This is a genomic window from Neobacillus niacini (genome assembly GCF_030817695.1).
GTDB lineage: Bacteria > Bacillota > Bacilli > Bacillales > Cytobacillaceae > Neobacillus > Neobacillus niacini_F.
The window spans coordinates 892,290-915,119 of sequence record NZ_JAUSZQ010000002.1 but is presented as its reverse complement, the minus strand read 5'-3'; the positions used below and the strand labels follow the sequence as shown (position 1 = coordinate 915,119).

The 22,830-nt window shown below is 38.1% G+C and carries 20 protein-coding genes; 4 read left to right on the top strand and 16 right to left on the bottom strand.

What is annotated here, in order from left to right; genetic code table 11:
- The first annotated feature begins 206 nt into the window (after positions 1–206).
- Positions 207–1,676: a S8 family serine peptidase gene (locus tag QFZ28_RS04725; protein ID WP_307193587.1), complete on the top strand. Its 1,470-nt coding sequence runs from the start codon at positions 207–209 to the stop codon at positions 1,674–1,676.
- A 145-nt stretch (positions 1,677–1,821) separates the two neighbouring features.
- On the opposite strand, the gene QFZ28_RS04720 is transcribed toward QFZ28_RS04725, so the two are convergent.
- The gene (locus QFZ28_RS04720; RefSeq protein WP_307193586.1) at positions 1,822–2,520 is read right to left on the bottom strand and encodes a hypothetical protein; all 699 of its coding nucleotides are present in this window, start codon (positions 2,518–2,520) and stop codon (positions 1,822–1,824) included.
- Between the two features lie 541 nt (positions 2,521–3,061).
- On the opposite strand from QFZ28_RS04720, the gene QFZ28_RS04715 reads away from it, so the two are divergent.
- Entirely contained in the window at positions 3,062–3,259 is a 198-nt protein-coding gene (locus QFZ28_RS04715; RefSeq protein ID WP_307193585.1) for a hypothetical protein, read from the top strand.
- A gap of 323 nt (positions 3,260–3,582) precedes the next feature.
- A complete protein-coding gene (locus QFZ28_RS04710; protein ID WP_307193584.1) occupies positions 3,583–3,882 on the top strand; it encodes a DUF3243 domain-containing protein in 300 nt (99 codons plus the stop codon).
- A gap of 504 nt (positions 3,883–4,386) precedes the next feature.
- Here QFZ28_RS04710 and QFZ28_RS04705 read toward each other — a convergent pair.
- The 7 genes from QFZ28_RS04705 to QFZ28_RS04675 all read right to left on the bottom strand — a co-directional run bounded on the left by QFZ28_RS04705 (position 4,387) and on the right by QFZ28_RS04675 (position 11,910).
- Positions 4,387–5,241, bottom strand: coding sequence for an MBL fold metallo-hydrolase (locus QFZ28_RS04705; RefSeq protein ID WP_307193583.1), 855 nt, complete (start codon positions 5,239–5,241; stop codon positions 4,387–4,389).
- 65 nt (positions 5,242–5,306) lie between these two features.
- Positions 5,307–6,221, bottom strand: coding sequence for a nucleoside hydrolase (locus tag QFZ28_RS04700; protein ID WP_307193582.1), 915 nt, complete (start codon positions 6,219–6,221; stop codon positions 5,307–5,309).
- 28 nt (positions 6,222–6,249) lie between these two features.
- The gene (locus QFZ28_RS04695) at positions 6,250–7,209 is read right to left on the bottom strand and encodes a nucleoside hydrolase (protein ID WP_307193581.1); all 960 of its coding nucleotides are present in this window, start codon (positions 7,207–7,209) and stop codon (positions 6,250–6,252) included.
- Between the two features lie 238 nt (positions 7,210–7,447).
- On the bottom strand, positions 7,448–8,629 hold the full coding sequence (locus QFZ28_RS04690) for a NupC/NupG family nucleoside CNT transporter (protein WP_307193580.1): 1,182 nt from the start codon (positions 8,627–8,629) through the stop codon (positions 7,448–7,450).
- Positions 8,630–8,780: 151 nt separating this feature from the next.
- Entirely contained in the window at positions 8,781–9,698 is a 918-nt protein-coding gene (locus QFZ28_RS04685) for a pseudouridine-5'-phosphate glycosidase (RefSeq protein ID WP_307193579.1), read from the bottom strand.
- The gene (locus QFZ28_RS04680; RefSeq protein ID WP_373428116.1) at positions 9,695–10,795 is read right to left on the bottom strand and encodes a carbohydrate kinase; all 1,101 of its coding nucleotides are present in this window, start codon (positions 10,793–10,795) and stop codon (positions 9,695–9,697) included. Before QFZ28_RS04680 ends, QFZ28_RS04685 begins: the two co-directional genes overlap by 4 nt.
- Positions 10,796–10,977: 182 nt before the next feature.
- The gene (locus QFZ28_RS04675; RefSeq protein WP_307196948.1) at positions 10,978–11,910 is read right to left on the bottom strand and encodes an EamA family transporter; all 933 of its coding nucleotides are present in this window, start codon (positions 11,908–11,910) and stop codon (positions 10,978–10,980) included.
- A gap of 226 nt (positions 11,911–12,136) precedes the next feature.
- Here QFZ28_RS04675 and QFZ28_RS04670 point away from each other — a divergent pair, with 226 nt between their 5' ends.
- Positions 12,137–13,228, top strand: coding sequence for a carbohydrate kinase family protein (locus tag QFZ28_RS04670; protein ID WP_307193577.1), 1,092 nt, complete (start codon positions 12,137–12,139; stop codon positions 13,226–13,228).
- Between the two features lie 337 nt (positions 13,229–13,565).
- Here QFZ28_RS04670 and yidA read toward each other — a convergent pair whose 3' ends face one another.
- From yidA to QFZ28_RS04630, 8 genes are all read right to left on the bottom strand, one after another.
- Positions 13,566–14,378, bottom strand: a complete 813-nt coding sequence (gene yidA, locus QFZ28_RS04665; RefSeq protein WP_307193576.1) for a sugar-phosphatase — start codon at positions 14,376–14,378, stop codon at positions 13,566–13,568.
- 161 nt (positions 14,379–14,539) lie between these two features.
- Entirely contained in the window at positions 14,540–14,968 is a 429-nt protein-coding gene (locus QFZ28_RS04660) for an aminoacyl-tRNA hydrolase (protein WP_307193575.1), read from the bottom strand.
- A 253-nt stretch (positions 14,969–15,221) separates the two neighbouring features.
- Positions 15,222–16,112: an ROK family protein gene (locus QFZ28_RS04655; protein WP_307193574.1), complete on the bottom strand. Its 891-nt coding sequence runs from the start codon at positions 16,110–16,112 to the stop codon at positions 15,222–15,224.
- 101 nt (positions 16,113–16,213) lie between these two features.
- The gene (locus QFZ28_RS04650) at positions 16,214–17,548 is read right to left on the bottom strand and encodes a glycoside hydrolase family 30 protein (RefSeq protein WP_307193573.1); all 1,335 of its coding nucleotides are present in this window, start codon (positions 17,546–17,548) and stop codon (positions 16,214–16,216) included.
- Between the two features lie 78 nt (positions 17,549–17,626).
- A complete protein-coding gene (locus QFZ28_RS04645) occupies positions 17,627–19,633 on the bottom strand; it encodes a beta-galactosidase (protein WP_307193572.1) in 2,007 nt (668 codons plus the stop codon).
- 36 nt (positions 19,634–19,669) lie between these two features.
- The gene (locus tag QFZ28_RS04640; RefSeq protein WP_307193571.1) at positions 19,670–20,488 is read right to left on the bottom strand and encodes a carbohydrate ABC transporter permease; all 819 of its coding nucleotides are present in this window, start codon (positions 20,486–20,488) and stop codon (positions 19,670–19,672) included.
- Positions 20,488–21,417, bottom strand: coding sequence for a carbohydrate ABC transporter permease (locus tag QFZ28_RS04635; protein WP_373428115.1), 930 nt, complete (start codon positions 21,415–21,417; stop codon positions 20,488–20,490). The genes QFZ28_RS04640 and QFZ28_RS04635 overlap by 1 nt, the downstream gene beginning before the upstream one ends.
- A 119-nt stretch (positions 21,418–21,536) precedes the next feature.
- Positions 21,537–22,817: an ABC transporter substrate-binding protein gene (locus QFZ28_RS04630; protein WP_307193569.1), complete on the bottom strand. Its 1,281-nt coding sequence runs from the start codon at positions 22,815–22,817 to the stop codon at positions 21,537–21,539.
- Positions 22,818–22,830 lie beyond the last annotated feature (13 nt).

Sequence of the window (22,830 nt, the reverse complement as noted above, 5' to 3'; positions counted from 1 at the left end):
TTATAGATTAGTATCTTACCAATCTATCAACCTTTTGAGAAAAATCCAAAAGTGACTGGACGGGTATTTACAGGGTCCAGCATTGTTTTTTGTCGGAATATTCCTATTCCTCCCACTTATACTTCGACAAATATATTTAAGGGCTTGTAATAAAATCTAATTCTACGTGTCTCACGTAAAAAATTAGATATAAAGGGAGGATTTAAATGAAGAAGAAACTAGCTGTACTTTCTATTTGTTCTGCTCTTTCATTTTCACTACTGGTTGGGGTTCTACCGAACAAAACAAAGGCTTCATCGGAACTGGAGCATTATGTTGTAGCCTATAAGGGGAAACTTCCATCCAATTTCTCTGAGAGAATTGAAAAATCAGGCGGGAAAGTAGAACGAATCATAGAAGAAATTGGCATTGTAGAAGTTGCATCTGCGAACCCTACCTTCCTTACTAATGTAAAAAAAGATTCAAACGTACAATCAGCAGGAAGAGAACTTGAAGCTTACTTAGAAACAGATCCAGATACCAAAGTTAATTTTAACGGAGGAACTCCTAATGGTGCGAAGGTTACTTTAGATCCAAACGAAGCTAGCTATTGGGATAAACAATGGGACATGCAGCGTCTTACTAACAATGGGGAATCTTATAAATTAAATGACGGAAATGAAGATACGGTTGTTGCCGTAATTGATACCGGTATTGACTTTAGCCATCCAGATTTAGCGGCAAATGCAGATGAGGATGGATCAAAAACATTTGTTCCAGGAACTAAAGATTCTTGGGACCAAAATGGCCACGGCACACATGTTGCTGGGTCGATAGCTGCGAATGGAAAGGTAAAGGGTGTTGGTCCGGATTTAACTGTCAGAGCTTACCGTGTTTTTGGCGCAACTGGAGGAGCACAGCAATCATGGATTACCGATGCCATTGTAGCAGCTGCAAATGACGGCGTTGAAGTTATAAATATGTCCATTGGCGGCTGGCGCTGGATGGCTTATAACCTAGAAGAGAAAGGGGATTCCGCTTCTATGGTTGCTTATCACCGTGCCGTTCAATACGCAATTCAAAAAGGAGTGACAGTGGTCGTATCTTCTGGGAACGACTCAAAAGACCTAAACAATTTACATGATATGCAAGCCTATTGGAAGGCTACTTACGGCATAGACATTAAGGGGCCATCCCGTGTAGTTCCAGCACAAATTCCTGGGGTTATTACGGTTTCTTCATCTAATCAATGGTCAGAAAACAATATTGCATTCTACTCAAATTACGGGAATGCGATAGATGTGGCAGGCCCTGGCGGAGATAATGGTCCAGTTTATGATGGCTTGTATCGTCAAAATCCAGCAGGTAACTATTTAGACAGACGTGATTTCACCTATCGTACATTATCTACTTATCCTAGTTATCCAGTAGGTGGGGGAAGTAATGCTACAACGCAGTTTAGCGACGGGCAATGGCATGGGTACTCTTATTTGCATGGTACTTCCATGGCAGCGCCGAAAGTAGCTGGAGTTGCTGGTGTCATTAAAGCCGCACACCCTGAGTATACTCCAGCTCAAGTAGCAGCTGCCATCAGACAAAGTGCCAATGACTTTGGAAAAGTTGGAGTAGATCCGCTATACGGAGCAGGCGAAGCCAATATTTATAACTTCTTGTTCAATGATAATTCTAGTAAGTAACTGGCAGAACCACTGAGTTTTATTCTCAGTGGTTTTTTGATGATTAGGATATGAACGTTACCTTGATCCAATTAAAAAACTTTTTTTGACTATTTAACTAAAAAAAGAGAGGTTTCTAAACAACTAGAAATCCTCTCACTTCTTGCTACCATGAAACGACAATCCATTCATCCTGCTTTACGATTGAAAAATCATCGCCAAATTCTTGCGGACCTGCCAATTGAATACTTTCTCCCGTGTGAGCCACATGTTTGATACCCTCTATTATGATACCTGCAGCTTCTCCCTTATCTGACATCAATTCACATAGAATATCGATATGGTTTGGCGAAGCACTTGCAACCCCAGTACTCATACTGACGAGCACCTCCCCATCCTTCACAATAGCAAAAACATCAGAATATGGAATAGCATATAGAATTGCCCCATATTTCTCCGCAACACTTATCCAATCCTGAAATTTTTCTTCATGCATTAAATTAATATATTCCGTACCACCGATTATAATAGAATCCTCAGCAGGTGTTTCTCCCTTCTCCTCCACTAGAGATTCCGTAGGTTCCTGTGATTGGATTTCAATTTCATCTTCCTTTTCTTCTACTGTCTGAGATGAATTTAAAAGGGAACTTTGCGTGTCAACGCTGTCATTATGTTCACTGTTTATTAGTTGAATTTCTTGATTGCTCTCATTCACTTCTTTTTCAGTAATCGTTTCGGTTTCTTCCAAGGTGATAGTTTGTGGAGATAAATCTTTGGTAGTATAAATCTTCCTTTGAGAAACATCTTCAGAAGAACATGCAGTCATTAACATTAATAAAGTTATCAAAATTAAACCATGCTTCATCTTTTCATTACCCCCCAAAATGATCCTATACCTATTAAAACATTTTATAATTGCAAATGTTCCATATTTTCTAAAAAATAGTTCAAAGGTTACAATCCTGGAAAATCTATCCACTCCAAAACGACTACTAAAAAATACTAGTTTAAATTCGCGCATTAAAAGGAAGTTTCTAATCTACTTTTTAATTACCCACATCTACATTGAACTAAACTAAAATATTTCAAAAATTGTTTTATCAACTGGGACGGTTCTCATGGTTTTTTATATGTTCAGTGTAACCCACAAGAACCGTCCCCATTATAATAGAACATACAAAGTAGTAGGCAGTTAATTCAAACCTACTGTTTTTTATATTAAAATGAATTGAGCCTTGTTAAATTTTCTCGATTGAATTTGGTCAGGAAGGGTATAAATAAATGGAGGTGATATAATGAAGGTTACTATAACGATAGACGCAAAGCAGCAGCTTATAAATGTACTGGGAGAAGAGCCCACCATTAAGCTTAATGAAATCCGAACGACTGGTTGAGGTGCCACGTATATGTACGAACTTGCTCAGGTTGAGCAGATAAATAATGATGAGATTTTTAAAGTCGATGAAATTACAATCCTAATCGACCCATTGGTGATTAACCGTTTAGATGGCGATATCATCATCGACCATAAAAAGAATTATGGATTTATTCTTAAAAATAGCTATGAGATTTTAACTTTTGGAATGAAATTAATTAAAACATAGTAAAAAAGCCGAATTCTAATTTAAAATTGTAGCAACAGTTAAAAGCCGGAACATAATCATTCCGGCTTTTTTTCTATCTATTCTAATGCTGCTTTTACCAAACACTTCATATACAAATCGATAGCGTGACCCTTGACCAATTGGCTGAAATCCTCCTCAACTTTTTTATACAAGTAGGGGGCGAACAGTTTAGCTATCGGGATAAATTTGTCCGAGGAACTATTATAAAGAATTATTTTTATAAGGTTTTATATATAAATACTCAGGGAATGTATAGGGCAAGCACATGAAAAAATGATGTACAACTAAAGGAGTGGATATTTATGGACAAACAGTTAGATGAGAAAACAATAGAAAACCAGGTATACAAAAACGGAGATTCGTTAACAAGTTTTGATGATTTCAGGGAATATCTTAGTGGAAAAGTTAATTTAGGAAAGAAACTTGGTATGGATGAAGAGCAATTAGCCAACTCGGCTCAGAAAGTAGCCGATTACCTTGCCCATAAAGAGCCTCCTAAGAATACCGAGGAGCGTTTATTGCAGGAACTTTGGAACGTGGGGACCGAGGAAGAACAGCATAAACTGGCTCATATGCTGGTCCGTTTAGTGCAACAACCTTAGACATAACAAGAATTTACAGTTTAGAGGCAATTTGTAAGGCTAGAGAGATTAATTAGCAAGGGTTTATACCCTTGCTATTTTTGCTTTTAATTGCTAATTCTTCGGATTGCGCCGACGAATTTTACTCAAAACATTTCCGCCCTCTCCCTATCAATTTTTGTATAGGTATAAGAATTCATAGGCGGAGAATTTCCTCCTAATGTATATAGGAGAAGCTTAGAAACTGATATAAGCGGAGATTTTCCGATTAACTGCTTTAAATAAGACAAAATCCAAAGTTTTGGAGAATATAAACGGAAAAACCTCCCTTATTTTTAAGGAAATATGGGTATTTCCCAATTTAGCCGGACTTTTTCCGTTTATTTTTCGTTTGCTCCGAATCTACCTCAAGTTCCTCGGACACCATTTGGTTTTAACAGTTTTAGCGTCTTCACCATTTTTAATAAGACTTAATTCAAACTCTCCCATTACATAGGATTAGATAAGGATGGTAACCTCTATAATTCAATTTCTCCTTTTCTTATGATTTCCACTTACAAAATTTTGGATATACTCAAGCTGCTCATCACTTGGGTTTGTCTTTCGTATCTCAATAAATCTGGTGACAGCTTTATCAAGAGAAACCTCATTACCCACGATTTCCCCTATAGTAGTTAGATCATCAAAGAATGCCCACATTTCTTCATGCGTTTTTGGATCTTGATGACCGGTTACATAGCAATTCACATCATATTTTTTTATTTTTTCTAATAAGACAACGAGTTCGTTCAAGTTATAGCTCCAGTCACCGCTATAAAAGTCTTGATAAATACAATCTCCTAGAAACATTACCTTTTCATTAGGGATATAAATAATGGAAGAATCCTGTGCATGGACGCCTCCCACATGTTCAACAATACAAGTCACGCCACCCAGATCCAATTCAATCGTATGGTTAAATGTTATCTCCGGTACCTTTAACTCCAAATGATTCCGGGCAGGCATTTCACGTTTTATCATAACACTGCAAAACTCAATTTCTTCACCCGTCTCAACTCTTGCATCTAATGAAGCATCATCCCATTTTAACGTTCTCAAATATTCCAATTTCTTCTTTGTTCCCTCATGACTAATCGTTAAAAAGCCCATTGTTTTCATACCAAAAATATGATCCCAATGCCAATGTGTAATGACAACAAACTTCACCGGCGGTATATCCATTTTTTGCACGAGGTTGAGAAAATCCCTTGCATGTGCTGGGGAATTCCCTGAATCCACGATTACGCTAAAGGTATCTCCACAAATTAAACCTAATGAGGGACGATCAGTTTCTGAATAATGAGGCATATAATACACTCTATTTGCTAGTTTTTTTAACATTTAATTGTCTCCTTAGAAAAAAAGTCTGCCTCTAGCTATTATAGGCAGACTTTTTTCCATTTCAATCATATTACTCTGCTTAGAAAATGTTCTAAAAATCGATCTGCTTCTACTTCTTTACAGACGCGAATCTTTGGCTTACCTTCAACATAACCGACTGTTCTCCCAACCTCTTCTCCCTCTGTGACAACCTTGACGTTCATCGTTTCTGTCACCACAAAACTTGAATCAATCGCAACACCCACTGCGAGTGGGTCATGAAGAGCACAGCCGCCAATTCCTGGATAAAAAGATTCATAATATCCGATATAAAACTCGGTCATGTCTGCAAAAAAATGAGCTGTATCCTTTCCGGTAGCACGCCACTCATCGAGCTTCGATAGTGGCAATAATGTTTTCATGGTGACATCAAGTCCTACAATGGTAACCTGTAAACCTGAAGAGAAAACATATTCGGCTGCTTCGGGATCAGAGATGATATTTGCTTCAGCAAAGGCATTCACATTCCCTGGTACTGTTACAGCACCACCCATCACAACAACCTCTTTAACAAGCGGGATTATTTCCGGTGCTCTTTTCACTGCCAAAGCAAGGTTAGTCAGCGGACCAACTGCAATGATGGTTATTTCATGCGGGCGATTTTTTACCTGCTCGATAATAAACTCTGGTGCAAATTGACTTTCCGCTTGAGCAATGGGATCGTTGTTCAAGGTATTTCCTAACCCATCCTCTCCATGTACATGTTTTGCCCAGTGATCTTTTTCCCCGCGCATGAATGTTTGATCGGCTCCTTGGTAAACAGGAATCCGCTTCCCTACTTTTTCTAACACTGCAAGTGTATTACGCGTCGCTTCCGCTACTGATACGTTGCCGAAGCAGGTCGTAAAACCAAGCACCTCTAGTTCTGGAGAGTTTAATGAGTAAGACATCGCTAAAGCATCATCAATCCCAGTATCAACATCAAATATAATTGGCTTCAAATCTAATCACTCCATTCAACAGTTAAAATTATTTTTCGGAATATACTTTTGTATAGCTATTAAGTGCCTCGATTACCATATCCCAAAACTTAGCATGATCCAGCTTCATTGCTACATTTACATTTGGTTCAAGCCCGGTTACACCATGTACATCTACTAATGTCATGCCGTAAGTTAGTTCCCCTTTTGTCTCCACATCCACCCGCAATTTTTTCGCCTCTACAACAGAAGGATCTATACAATACGCTACACAACAGACGTCATGTACAGGTGGATGTTCGAATCCAAACACTTCTAAATAGGTTTTTCGGAAAAACACGAGTAAGTCACTGACAAACTTTGCAGCAGGGTTTTCAATCGCAGCAATGCGTTCAGAAACCTCTTCCGTTGCTAAAGCTTGATGAGTTAGGTCAAGACCCATCATCGTAATAGGCACTCCACTCTCATAAACAACCTTCGCAGCCTCCGCATCCACATAAATATTGAATTCAGCTGCTGGAGTCCAGTTGCCAAACGTACCTCCACCCATGATGACGATTTCTTTGATTTTGGATAAAATAGCAGGTTCACGCCTCATTGCCATCGCAATATTGGTTAGCGGGCCAGTAGGAACAAGTGTAATATCCCCATCTGATTCCATCAGTTTTCGGATAATAAAGTCAACCGCATGTTCCTCTTCGACAGTCCTCGTAGGCTCCGGCAGTACCGGGCCGTCCATACCGGAATCCCCATGAATATCGGGCGCTGTTTCTCGTTTTCTAACGAGTGGCTGACCGCTTCCTTTTAGTACCGGAATATCATAAATACCAGCAATCTCACAAACCTTTAGCGCATTATTCGTTGTTTTTTCAACTTCAGCGTTCCCCGCAACCGTTGTAATGCCGACTAATTCGATGGTTGGATTACCTGCTGCGAGTAGAATGGCTATTGCATCGTCATGTCCCGGGTCACAATCTAGAATAATTTTACGTTTCTTATTTTCTTTCATTGAAAATCCCTCCTAATTTATTATTTTGTCGTCACCGCACTGAAAGAATCTTGTTTTCTTTGCTTTCGTATGGCATATATGACTAGTGCCAAAATGGTTACAACATAGGGAATATCTGCACAAATAGAATATATCCCTTACCTTTTTTCCATGAAATGGAGCTAAGTTTTAATACTGGCTCCATTTTTTGTACCTCTATTTATAGTAAGGTTCACCGTATAGTATCTAAGTGTAAAAATTACATGAAAATACCCATAATTGTTCCTGAAATGACAGATGCTAATGTCGCACCTAATAATAGTTTCATAGAAAATTTTGCAACATAGCTTCCTTGTTTTTCACTGATTGACTTGATTGAACCTGCAACAATACCCACAGTTCCAAAATTTGCAAAGCTAACTAAATAAACGGATACAATGGCAATGGTTTTATCGGAAAATTGGTTTGAAATTTCACCAAAATTCAACATCGCCACAAATTCATTTGTTATAAGTTTAGTAGCCATAATTCCACCTGCTTGTACAGCTTCTGCCCATGGAACACCCATTAAGAAAGCGATTGGTGCAAAGACATAACCAATAACGGTTTGGAAAGAAACCTGAAATACCCCTAGAAAAATTACATTAATCAATTCCATCAAGGAAATAAACCCCAACAACATAGCTGCAACAATAATAACAATTTTAAATCCATCCATTACACTTTCTCCAACCATTTGAAAGAAAGGAACTCTATCTTTTTTTTCTATTTGAACTAGATCTTCATCATCGTCTAAATCATATGGGTTAATAATATTAGCAACGATAAGTGCGCTAAAAATATTCAATACAACAGCTGTTACAACAAATTTTGGCTCTAACATTGTCATATAGGACCCAACCATCGCCATACTTATTGCACTCATTGCTGAAGTACAAATTGTGTAAAGTCTTTTTGGTGATAGAAGCGGAATTTGCTTCATAATCGTTAAAAACACTTCTGGTTGTCCAAGGGCAGCTGTAGATATAGCAAAATAGCTTTCTAGTTTACCCATTCCAGTTATTTTACTTAGCATTAACCCTAAATATTTGATTATGACTGGTAAAACTTTTATATAATTAAGTATTCCTATTAAAACGGATATGAAAACTAGCGGTAATAACACGCCAAGGAAAAATGAAAATTCGCCTTCATTCAACATACCGCCAAATACAAATTGAATTCCGGAATCAGCAATCTTCATTAATTTTTCAAAAAACACGCCCACTTTGGTAATAACAATTAGACCTATACTGGTGTGCATCATGAAGTAAACTAAGAAAATTTGCACAGCTAACATGATCAAAATACGTTTATAATTTATTTGTTTTCGATCATTACTAACTAAAAAACCAATAACAAACACAAGCATAATTCCTATTAGTAAGAAAATAAACCTCATATACCGTCTCTCCCTTTATGTGGCAACGCTTTCACTTATATTAAAAAACAACTTCTATAAAGCTATAGTTGTATTGATTATTGTAAATAATCTCCATCTTTAACTTTATAGAAGTTGAGTTTATCTCTATGCATTCGAGATCAAATAGGTATTACTTTGTTTTATTGTTGAAACTAACTGCAAGTTGGGTTCCAACTTTAGCATTATGTTTTACTAATTCAATGTTGGCTTCAAGGCTTTTCCCGTCAGTTAATTCTTTAATTTTCCCTAGCAGGAATGGTGTACTATCTTTACCGATAATATGATTTTCTTCAGCTTCTTTGATTGCTTGGTCGATAATTCCATTGATATATTCTTCGTCCATTGCATGTTCTTCAGGAATCGGATTCGCGATTACTACTCCACCCTTAAGGTTTAATTCCCATTTCGTTTTTAATGTTTCAGCAATTTCGTCGATGGAATCAGTAGAGATATTCAATTTATGTTCACTTTTTCTTGTGTAGAATGCTGGCAGGACTTCTGTCTCAAATCCAATCACAGGAACCCCTTTTGTTTCAAGATATTCTAGTGTTAGAGCTAAATCTAGAATCGATTTTGCACCAGCACATACTACAGCTACATCCGTTTGCGCTAACTCATCAAGGTCAGCTGAAATATCCATTGTTGTTTCAGCACCTTTATGAACGCCGCCAATACCGCCAGTTACAAAGATTTTAATGTCAGCTAAATCAGCACAGATCATTGTGGTTGCAACAGTCGTAGCACCTAGTCTTTTTGTTGCTACAATGTGTGCTAAGTCACGTCTTGATACTTTCGCAACATCCGGGCTTTTACCAAATAACTCTAATTCTTTATCTGTTAATCCAATTTTAATTTTGCCGTCAATGATGGCAATTGTTGCTGGGACTGCACCGTTTTCGCGAACAATTTGTTCAACTTCACGAGCCATTTTTACATTTTGAGGATAAGGCATACCGTGAGAGATAATCGTAGATTCCAATGCAACGATTGCTTTTCCTTCAGCTTTTGCTTGTTGTACCTCTTGTGATAACTCAATATATTGTTTCATTTTATTAGTTCCTCCATATCAATCATAAATTGTTTTTGTGATAATTCTTGTCTAACTGTATAGTTCGACATAATTGTTTTATGCGCATTGACCAAACCTGATTTAATGATAAAATCTATTTCTTTTTTTTGTAACCAAGAATAAATTACTCCTGAACAAAATGCATCTCCTGCACCTGTAACATCCACAACCATAGGTGTTTCGATAGCTGAAAAATGTTGAATCTCACCATTTTCCACACCTGCCATGACACCTTTTGATCCGTTCGTTACAATCACATTTTTAACCCCTAGCTCTAACCAGCTCTTTACTGAGTTTCTCCATTCTTTTTCATCATTGATTTTAATATTCATAAACGTTTCTGTTTCATCTTTATTTACAATGAGCCAATTCACTGCACTCAACGTTTTGGGAAGACGGTTCATCTTAGGAGACGAAACAGGGATAATGACTAATGGAATATTATATTTAGATGTGAAAGAAGAAATATAATCAATCGTTTCGCTTGGACAGTTCAAATCCACTACGATACATTTAGCTCTTCTAAGAAAGTTACTGTTTTTTATCATCAACTCAGGAGTAATTTTTTCATAAACATCCATGTCTGCTAACGCGATTGATAAATCACCATTCTTATCTAAGACCGCTGTATAGGATCCTGTTGATGAATTTTCAAATTGAGCGACATGCTCTAAATTCATAAAAGGTGACGATAAATTGTAAATCTCTTCCCACGCTGAATCCTGACCACTTGCTGAAATTAGTATCACTTCCTCGCCTAATCTTCCTAAGTTTTCAGCAATATTTCTTGCAACTCCACCAACCGAGCTAGAGGATTTAACTGGATTCGACGTTCCATTCGTGATTTCATATTTTGCATAGAATTTTCTATCTACGTTAGCTCCCCCTATGCAAATAATAGGGTTTGTTTCATTCAAGACGTAAGCCTTGCCCAAAACATACTCTTTCTTAATTAGTTCAGAAATAATAGTAGCAATTGACGATCTTGAAATCCCTGCAACTTCTGATAACTCCTGTTGAGAAATAAATGGGTTTTCCTTAATCTTGCCTAATATTAATTCTTCTTTCTCATTCATATCACTTGTCATTTTCACACCTCACTTTACAACAAAAGTTTATTTGTTAAACATATGTTTAGTGTACGCTTCCAATTTAGGTTGTCAATAGAATTTTTATAAAATTAATATTATTTCAAACAAAACGATATTACCCACAGCTAACCACAGTCCTATCCGACTCGGCAAAAAAACCTCATCCGCTATACTCTCCCGGATGAGGCTCTATTTTTCACTTTTTGTTTTGCAACTTTATTAATAATCAACAGCCTATTACTATTTAGCATGGTTGGTAACCCCATTCCGAGAAGAATGATTACTATCCCTGCGATTTGCATTGTAGTCACCGTTTCACTTAGTAATATGACTGACACCATCACCGCGATTGGCAATTCTATCGCACTCAATATGGATGTCATACCTAATCCAACTTTTGGAACTGCAATCGTAAATAAGAATACTGGAATAATCAGCCCAAACAACCCCAAAGCTAATCCATAAATCCAAAGTCCTTCGTTAAACAAAGTCCCATTCCATATAATTTCTGGAGATTGAAAAACAGCAGAAATCATAAACGCAAAGAAAGAAACCAATACTAATCGGTTCGTTGTATTCATATTTGTAGTTACCCGATCATTAACAAATAAAAATAGAGAATAACTAAGAGCCGCCGCTAACCCCCATAACCACCCTTGAAAAGGTATCTGAGAAATGTCAACATCAATCAGACCAGCTGCTGGTATGGTTCCCGAAACCAATATTAGTAAAGAAATAAAATCAACTCGACTAGGAAGTTGGCGTTTTGATAAACAAGAAATCAACATCCCTATCCAAGTAAATTGAAATAATAGTACAACGGCCAAAGAAGCAGGTAAATAGTTCAAAGAGCGCCCATATAAAATATTGGTTAACCCTGTTAAAACGCCTGCAATGATAAGAATGTTAACCCCCTTTAAGCTAAATTTTGCTCTGTTCGTTAGAATGAAGATACTTACAGCAATGCAAAAACCCATAAAAAATTGACTTGTGACTGCTTCTGAGACCGAAAAGCCACTATGCATAGCTAGTTTTATAATCGTTGAAACTACACCATAACTACTTGCCGCAATAATTACCAGCAGAGGGTACAGATACATCTTGATCATTCTACTTCCTCCAATAATGATTAATTAGTATGATTTTTCAATTTTCCTCTGATAAAAAAATCATAGTCTCCACTATAAAACACAGATTGACTTTTTTGCAATCTATTTTTTTTGTTATAATGGAATTCTAAGAATTCAAGATTGGATTCATAATTAAGCGTTTACAAACATTTGTTTATTTGTTAAACTATTGTTTAAGGGGAAATGAGGTTGTTTCATGGATAAAGAGAGTCAAATTTTACATTACATAAAAATGAATCCTTTCATTTCACAGCAAGAACTATCAAGTAAGGTTGGATTATCACGACCTGCGGTTGCGAATTATATTGCTAACCTGACGAAACGCGGTGAAATCAAAGGACGTGGCTATATTCTTCGCGAAGAATCAGCGATCGTGTGTATTGGAGGAGCAAACACAGACAGAAAAGCGCGAACAGAGCAAAAGGTGCGTTTATATTCATCTAATCCAGTAAAAATTACTGAATCTTGTGGCGGTGTAGCACGCAACTTTGCCGAAAATTTAAGTCGACTCGGGCTTAGCACTTCTCTTATGACTTGTATCGGAGATGATAAAGAAGGTCACTGGTTATTGAAGGAAACGAAAAGCCAAGGCGTTGATATTAGTCAAGTATGGGTGTTACCAACAGAACGAACAGGGACCTTTACTACTCTTCTGGATATTAACGGTCAAAGTATTGTCTCTATGGCTGATATGAATATATACGAAAAAATTACAACTTCCATGTTTGAGGAAAAATGGTCCTATATCATTGCCTCATCCGCGGTTTTTTTGGATACAAATATCCCAAAGGATTGTATCAGTTATATAATTAAACGCTGCAGCGATGTAAACATCCCTATTTACATTGACCCTGTATCTCCTGTCAAGGCAGGAAAACTTCCTTTTCGCCTTGACGGTGTAGAACTGCTTGTTCCTAACCGGGAAGAAGCAGAAATACTTGCTAACATAAAAATTGACTCTATCGAGGATTGTCAATCAGCCTGTGAAAAAATTAGACAGCGTGGGGTTCAAAACGTGATTATTACACTGGGGGACCAGGGGGCTTATTATTTCTCTGATGAGGAATTTGGTCTGCTGCCTCCTTTCAAAACGGATGTGGTTGATGACACAGGAGCTGGTGAGGCATTTGCCTCATGTGCAATATATGGAATCATGAACGAAGAATCGCTTTTTAATGCTTGCCAATTAGGACTTGCAGGTGCTGCTCTTACCCTTCAGACTGAAAAATCTATATCACCATTTTTAAACCCTGAAAAACTTCATGAAATAGTAAAGGAGTTTTCGTGACAGGTGAATAAAAAGGTTATTTGGTGACCTTAAGTGGTAAACATTCTAAGAAGAGGGAATCAAATGTGTTTGTGATTCCCCTTTCATATAAAAAAGGTCGCTTGATTAGAGGCGTTATTCGTAACCATTTTCTCTTCATACCTGTCTGAATGGGCATGAATAGCTTCTATTCGTTCCCTCTTTTGTTAATAACGTCACTCCACGGTAACGATTAACCGATAATTGTTACCTTTCTCAATAAAAACGTCACCGCACGGGCACGATTACACAACGATCGTTCCCTCATTCTATAGATAACGTGACTGCAGCTGCCATAGACCATTCCATCGCATTTTATTTAGTTGTTTAGTACTAATTTTTCAATCGCATAAGCCACTCCATTTTCATTATTAGACAATGTATGGAACTGGGCCGCTTCTTTGACGACGGATTCTGCATTAGCCATTGCCACTCCACAGCCCGCATATTCAATCATACTAAGATCATTTTCGCCATCCCCGATGCAAATGACCTCTTCCTGTTTAATCCCAAGTTTTTCGGCCAGTTGTTTGACTGCATTTCCTTTGCTGACACGCGGGTCAAGGATTTCTAAGAAGAACGGAGTACTTTTAACAAACGTATACTTTTCCCAGAATGATTCAGGTATGTTTGCGATGTTTTGATTTAAACGCTCCGGTTCATCAATAAACATCACTTTCGGAATCAGCATGTCCACTGGTACCTCATCAATTGGCCGATAATGGATAGGAATTTGATTGATATGGGCTTCATGAACGGTGTACCGGTTGATTTCTCGACTCGGTGTATAAAGATTTTCGGTATCAAAAAATTGAAGCGGTGAATGGAGCTTTTGGCTTAATTCATATATTTCTTTTAAGTTGTCATAGGTTAAAGTGATTTGTGATTCTACATGCTTGTTGAAAGTATTTTGCACAAGCGCACCATTAAAGGTAATCACATAGTCATCTTCATCGTTTAATTTCAATTCCTCGATAATCGATTGGACACCAACGATCGGCCTCCCCGTACAGATAACCACCCTTACTCCCTTAGCCTTAGCAGCCTGAATGGCGTCATTTACCTCTTTTGTAATTTCTTTTCGGTCATTCATCAGCGTTCCATCAATATCGATTGCAATTAATTTATACAACTCTTCTCCTCCTATATCTGGTTGTCAATAACGCATATTACCATACTACTAGAAGGACAAATATTAATCCAGAGGAGTACCACAGGGACGGTTCTCGAGGTTTCATAATGGGCAAATCTGACCATAAAAAGCCTTGGAAACCGTCCCCAAAAGAAAAGGTGTTAGTTTTTAAGAAGAGTTAAGTGCCCGACCATTTCTTTCGCTTCAGATTTCACCATAGGCGGAAGTGCAATAACAGTCAAAGAACCTGATTTAATTTCGGTTAAACCACTGTCACGAATACTGAAAAATCCTCTTTGTTCTAACTTTTCAAGCTCAGCTTGCTTACCCTTTAAAATAACTTTCTTCATTCCATTCTGTATCCATTCTACAAAATCATCATGCCTTTCATGAAAAGATGATTGCGAAGACATCAGGTTAACAGTACTTAGAGTTGCAGCATGAGCCACTTGTGCAGCTGTTTTACCCGTCGACATTTTTAAATCTTGATTTACAATAAAATATTGGACAAGATCTCGTTTATCCATCTCCATTATCAGTCCTTTAAAGATTAATTCAAAGTAAATTGTACCCGTTATGATTATCGACAATTTTCTTCCTGCTAAACAGGAGCAAATACAGTATTAACATCACTTTATGCAATTCTAATCAATCGATTAGTTAACTACAATTTCACTAATCAAACGCTTGATTAAATAGCGAATGTACCCTTTATTATAAGGGATTTTGCTTGTTTTCAAGAGAGGAACTTGTCGAAAAAATTCGCTACCATAGGGACGGTTCTCACGGTTTCATAATGGGTAAAGCTGGCCAAAAAAGCCATGAGAACCGTCCCCAAGGTGTTCAATGGCTTTGGCTCAAGAAGTGATAAAGTGCTCCATATAGGTTGGCATCGTTTTGGAATTGGCATGCTACGACTTTGGGATTTGCCATATGCTGTGGGTTAGCTTTTTTGATTTCGGCAATGGCCCATTGAATGCGTTCGAGTAAAATGGGCTGTGCACTGATTCCGCCGCCAATCGCAAAAACATTTGGGTCTAAAATATATTGTAAATTCAAGATTTGCGAAGCTACGTAAAGACAATATTCATTAAAGATCGCATTAGCTTCCTCGTCGCTTTGGTTAATATAGTCAAATACCTTTTCTCCATCATTCAAATCATCGAGATTCTTGAGTTCAGCAATGCGACGGACCATTTTCACTGCAGACCCGTCTAAACCAAAAAAGGTTGCCTCTTTTGTTTTGATGTCCAGTTGGTCCATCACGAAGCTGACTTCCCCAGCAGAGAGATTTACTCCGCGGTGAAGTTTTTTGTCAATGATAATGCCCCCTCCGACACCGCTTCCAAGAACAAGGACAACAGAGTCCTTTGCCTCCTTCACACTTCCAAGCCATAATTCAGCTAAGGCGGCACATTTCCCATCATTTTCAATACACACCTTTTTCCCATATTTATCTTCAATAATCTTAGGTAAATTCACGTTGTGTAAAAATGGAAGTGAACCGCCGTAGTAAATCATTCCTGTATCAACATCTATTGTACCTGGACAACTGATAGCAATACCTTTAACATTGGATAAATCATGTTGATCAATAATAGAGAAAATCACTTGTTCAAATTCCGTTAAATTGGTTCTTGGGGTTGGACGTTTTCCTTTTGCTGATATATGGCCTTCTCCGTCCATTAATGCATATTTCGCAAATGTTCCTCCAATATCGATGACTAAATACATAATTTTTCTCCTACTCTATTAAATTTATTACGACTAAATTCCAAGGCTGGACACTTCAAGAGAATCCTCATTCTGGTGCTGTTTTTTTGCAATGGTTAAAATCATATATCCAAGATAAATGTGTTGAAAGACTCAGGCTCGAGTGTAACACGATAGGTTTCATGATTATTTGATAGCAAGAGTTCTCGTTGGTCTTTAAACGGATTAGCTAGCACTACTACTCTAGAACCATTCGGATTTTGAAATGCCACGCTATTACCAGTCCATGCTCCTGTGGTTTCGATCCTTACTGCATTGGAATGGACAAAATGAGAAAAATGTTTCATCACATAATACTCAGGATTATAAATACTTTCTCTCGTTTCAGGATCGACTGTAATCATCGAATTTTGTTTCCATCCCCATGTACTAAGGCCAAACGGTTCTAAGACCATATTCCAATAAACATAGGCATTGGCACCATTCACAAAGTAATGGCGGAACAAGTTAAAGACGTATTGAGCATAATCCCATGTGTTTTCACCGTCTCCACATTCATTTTCTGTCTGCATGTAACGTAGTTCTGGATAGCTTTGTACCGTTTGTTGGATGGTATATTTCCCTGCCCACTGATAGCCGACACCTTTAATGTGTTTTTTCGCTTCAGGGTCACTGAGAACGACATTCGCCATCTGATCGTAATCAGAAGCTGATTTTTGAAAAAGCTCGTTCACAATTCCATTGATCGTTCCAAGCCAAATCTCCGTATCGATATTATGTTTTTCAAAGGCTGGTCCTAAATAATCGCGGATAAATTCTTGAAGTTCTTCTCCGGACCATACACAAGAAGGGAATTTTTGGTCGGCAACCACCTCATTTTGCACATGAATTTGGTGAATCTTGATACCTTCTTGTTCATAAGCCTCTATAAACTTTACAAAGTATAACGCATATGCCTCTAGTATTTCTTTTTCCCACCGAAGCTTTCCATAATTATAAGCTTTAGGGAACTTCATCCAAGTGGGAGGACTCCATGGAGAAGCAAATAGTTTCATATCTGGATTTCGCTTCAACGCTTCTTTTATGTAGGGAATTAAATAGGTACGGTCACGATCAATGTTAAAATGCTCCATATGATAATCACCATCTACCTCATTATGACTATACCATTCCAAGGCATAATCGCTTGCCCCAATCGGCAGCCTGCAAATAGTGAATTTACACGCACCATCAGGTGAAAAAAGTTCATCATAGACCTTGCTTCTTTCTTCTTCTGGCAAGTTTTCTAATGCAGTAAAACCAAGTTCATTAAAACATCCGCCAAAACCGTCAATAATCCGCCCGGTTTGATTAGTCAAAGACAAATTGGCAGGACCAGCCACCGTTTCAACAACCTCTTGCTGGTTCCAATAAGCTTCCTTTGTTGTTGACACCCATTGAATTAATTTTTTCTCCATCAGTATCCCTCCAAAATTGACATATAATAAAAGGTCCCGATGTGAATCACAACAGAACCTTTTATTAACATCAGTAATCTATGACTCTTCTATAATAACTACGCCCCAAGGTTCAATATCTAAGGTTTGGCCGGTCTCTGCCTTACTTTCCGTTAGCAATTCCCTTCCCTGCTGATGAGGATAAGTAAAGGAATGTTGGTCCTCGGAATAATTAAAGTAATAATGAAGCAGCTTTCCGTCTTGATTTATCCCTTCCTTGATAATTAGCGGGAAGGAAAGTTCCTGATTAATGCCCCATAAATTGGCTTTTTTCACCGCATGCCGTAGTACTTCTTTCATAATCGCTTGGCTTGGTATACAACCGATGTAGGTTGCCGTACCCTTGCCGTACCGGTTTTCCGTGATTGCTGCATATTTCCCCCAATGCGTGTGGTCATAATAAGCGAGAACCTCCGCTGTTGTTGGAGTAAGAAGTTCCATCCAGGTATCAACCGTATTATTTTCAGGTCCCACCTGGAAAGGATCATCTTTTAACGAAACATTTTTCGGTTCTACAAACATACTGTAATAAACACCGCATGCTTGATTAATAATCCCAGGCTGATGGGTGGTTCTTACTTTTACATGTTCATCCGTAAATCCACTCTTAAAGGTGTAAACAATATGTCCGCCGTTTAACACAAATTCGTTTAAACGTTCTAGTAAGCCATCAGGTGCCGTATACAAGGCAGGGACAATCAACATCTGATAGTCTTCAAAGTTTTCACTCGCTGGATTCACAAAATCGCACTCAATATTCATTTTATAAAGTTCGTCATACATCATTCGAACGATATCATTGTAGCTTTTAGAACTTTTACTATTGAATTTAAACCAATCAATTGCGCTTAAAGACTCATTGCTAACGAGTATCGCAACTTTATTATTTTTCTTAAGATTAACGAGATGTGGAGACAGTCTTTCAAAATCACTGCCAATCGTTTTCGCTTCATGGTAAACGGGATTCGGTTCAAAATCGTGGCTTAGTAGCCCTTTCCAATAGGTTTCAAACGAATTGTGGATAGAATGCCAGTGCCAGTAGGCTACCATATTCGCTCCTGAAGCGAGATGAGAGAATGCTTGCAGCCTAAGTTGACCTGGGTATGGCGTCCAATTTGTAAAAGCTTGCGCCTCTGTTTCGACCACAAGATAATTCGTCCCCTTTGTTGAACGGGCAACGTCACCGCCAAAGGAAATCTCAATTCCGGTTAAATCGTCTTGGGATGGATGATAGATATCCACTCCGGTCACATCAAAAGCCTTCGATGCTTCAAAATGATTCACCCTTGGTTGAATCCCGAAGGAATAACCTCTCCATTCAAAATCAAAGTTCTGCATCACAAACTGGTCACTGCGCTTGTATTCATTTACAATCGAAACCTGCCACGCTAGAAAATCGGTAACAAGCTGCCGTTGAAACCTAGCAAACTCTGACCCCAAGCTGCCATTAATCGTCCCAACAACAGAAGGGAAGTCTTCCCAACTATTAATGCGATTACTCCAGTAATCAAGACCAAACTTCTTATTTACAGCATCAAGCGTTTTAAACTTTTTTTTCATGTATTTTACAAATAATAACTGGACATTAGGTCCTGATGTGTCATAATGCTTGGTTTCATTATCTGTCTGATAGCCAATAACAGCAGGATGATTTTTTACACGATCAATCAATTTTCGAATGATTCTTTCCGCATAAAAAAGATAGGTAGGATTCGTAATGTCCATAATCTGACGGGCTCCATACTTTCCCGGTCCCCTTGGGGTAATGGCCAAAACATCGGGATGTTCTTTCACCATCCAAGTAGGAATGGCATAAGTGGGTGTTCCCACAATGACTTTCATTCCCGCTTTATTCATCGCCTCTAATACACGATCTACGGATGAAAAATCGAAAACGCCGTTTTGTGGCTCGTGGGTACTCCATGTGGACTCTGCAATACGAACGACATTAATTCCTGCATCTTTCATCATCTGGATATCTGTTTCTAATCGATCATAAGGCATGTATTCATCGTAATACGCCACCCCATATAACAATTTCTTCATAACCTATACTCCTTCTAAATAACTAGTCTATAAAAATTATTTAATCGCTCCATCTGCAATTCCTTTAAGGATGTATTTTTGGAAGATTGCATAGAAGACTACCACTGGCAGGGCGGTGACAATAAGACCAGAAAGGATTTTCGGCCAATCACTATTGTACTGCCCAAATAACATATTTACCGATAACATAAGAGTATAATTATTGACATCCGTTAGCATGATCAACGGAAGTAAGAAGTCATTCCATAGCCATAAAAGATCTAAAATCAGGATGGTCGCCGTGATTGGCTTCAAGAGTGGAAAAATGATTTTCGTAAAGATTTGAAAATCATTACATCCATCAATCCTGGCTGCTTCCTCAAGCTCCTTTGGGATTGTTTTCACGAAGCCGTGGTATAAAAAGATCGCCATGTTAACGCCAAGCCCGATATAAATTAACCCCAACCCCCATAAGGATCCCTGAACGTGCATACCCTTAGCCACTTTGGTCAAGGTAATCATGATCGAATGGAAAGGAACAAGCATTGAAGCTAAAAACAATGTAAAGATAAAATTACTTAGTTTACCTGGAGTTCTAGCCAGCTTATATCCTGCCAGCGATCCACAAAGCACGATCCCGGCTAATCCAATCACCGTAACAATCACGGTATTTCCAGCGCTATGAAATAAGTCAAGCTGCTCAAATACTCCGGTGTAATTCTCAAAATGTAAGGTAGTCGGCAAATTCAAAACAGAATCGAAAATTTCCCCTTGGGTTTTAAAAGAATTAATAACAGCCATATAGATGGGGAAAAACGAAATGGCCGCAAAAATAGCCAGGATGAGTGTAGTCATAACCCCAAACATTCTTTTCATTATGCTTCCACCTCCTTCTTTTTCAACATTCTTGTTTGAATTAACGTAATGACTAATACGATGAAAAAGAGAATCATAGCCTTGGCATTGGCATAACCATACCGAAAATTATTGGAAAAGGCTTCTTCATAAATATTCAGCGCCATAACCTGTGTCGATCTTCCTGGTCCACCTGCTGTTAGTGCATATACCACATCAAACACTTTAAAAGCACCATTTAGAGTCAAGAAGGCACAAATCGTGATCGCATGCATGATCATCGGGATCGTTATGTGAATCAGTCGTTGGAAAGGATTAGCCCCGTCAATCATCGCTGCTTCTTTCAGATGTGACGGAACTCCTTGAAGTGCGGCCATATAAATGACCATCATATAACCGATTCCGTGCCATAATGAAACAATGAGAATGGAGTAGAATGAAAATCTTGCATCACCAATCCATGGTTGATCGAGAAAGTGTAACATCGCTTTCTGCGAAAGTTCAGGAAGGACATTTGAAAAAATAAACGAAAACATTAACGCACTAATAATGAGGCTTAACATATTCGGCATAAAGAAGAGAGTTCGGAAAAACCCCTTCGTCCTTACCCGCGTTTCAATAAATAAAGCAAGGAGCAGCGCAATCACATTTTGAAAAACAAACATGAAAGCCGTATATTTTAACGTAAAGAAAAACGAATGACGAAAATCAGGATCATCTTTGAATGCTTCAATATAGTTACTAAAGCCTACAAAACTATAAGTTTGAGATAACGCATTCCAATCAGTGAAACTGTAAAATCCTGCCCCAACCATTGGTATGAGTAAGAACACAAAATAAAAGATAAATGCTGGTAGAACAAATAAAATCAAGCTAAGCGTAGCTTTTTGATTCTTCGTGCTGAGAGTTGCTTTCGATTTCACTTTATTCGGCACCTGTTTGATTACCATTTCACTGCTTTGTTTACCTAGCTGTGACATTTCCCCTACACCTCGCTTAAGGATGTTTTTTGATAATGATAAAGACAGCTTGAAAGCTGCCTTTATCGTTGGCTAATAATGATTCCGTTTTACTTATTATTCTTATTGAATTGCTCCCAGGCACGGTCTAATCCTTTGATGACTTCATCCTTAGAAGCATCACCTGCAAAATAACTCTGGAACAATTTTTGCGACTCATCCTTAACAGCGATAGGGATAGCTGGATCTTGCACCGCTTTTCCTTGTGATACATATTCCGTTGATTCTGTTAACCATGGGAATGGTTTAAACGTATGAACATCAGAAACCGCATTAAATCCTAGGCTTTCATAAAATGCACTTGAATCTTGTTCATCTAGAACATAATTGATAAAATCCTTGGCAACTTCTTTATTCTTACTCATTTTGGACACAGCAAGAGATGTTGAAGTACTAAGATTCAGCAAAGTAGCTTCTGGATTGTCGTTAATCGGCAGTGGTGCTACCCCAAATTCAAAGTCCTTATTCGCTTTTAAAATCGATTCCGCCATCCATGGCCCTTGTACCCACATCGCTGCTTTACCATTGGCAAAATCAGATGCACCTTGGTCTTGGCCATTTTCAAATGCGCGGTCTGTACCGTTTTCGTTTGTTAAATCCATAATGGCAAACATGTCTTTGATTTCTTCAAATGAACTTTTACCCTCATTCATACTCTTTATAAAGTCAGGTGCTTCCGTACCAATCGTTCCACCTACCGTTAATGGTAAGAATAATTGCGGGATATAGGCATCCTTATACGTTAACAAAAATGGTGTGATATTATTTTGTTTTAATACTTCAACCGTTTCTTTCATTTCAGATATCGTTTGTGGAATTTCTAAACCTAAGTCATTAAAAATCTTCTTGTTGTATAAATATCCCCACTGAAGTGTTTCCAAAGGAACAGCAACCACTTTTCCATCCGTAGTGGTAACAGCAGGCTTAACCGTGTCATAAAGTTTATCCGCAAATGGCTCATTTGATAGATCTTCTAAATATCCAGCTTTATGAAATAGCGGGATGTCATTGACTGCATGTAGACTGAATACGTCAGGACTATCTCCAGAGGCAAGTCTTGTTTTTAATAGCTGTGATGCTTGGTTAACGTTTGGTAATTCCAGCTTGATGGTGACATCAATGTTCTTTTCTTCCTTTTCCTTTTTCACAAACTGGTCCAAATAGGTTTCATATTGCTCTTTAAATCGTGGTTGTCCAATAAAAACTTTTAATTCTACCTTTTTTCCTTCTTTACCATCACTGCTGCCAGAAGCAGTGTCTTTGGAGTTACAACCTGCCAACAATCCAATGGCCAGCAGTGAAACAAGAAAAACAGAAAACGCTTTCTTCATTTTTACAACCCCC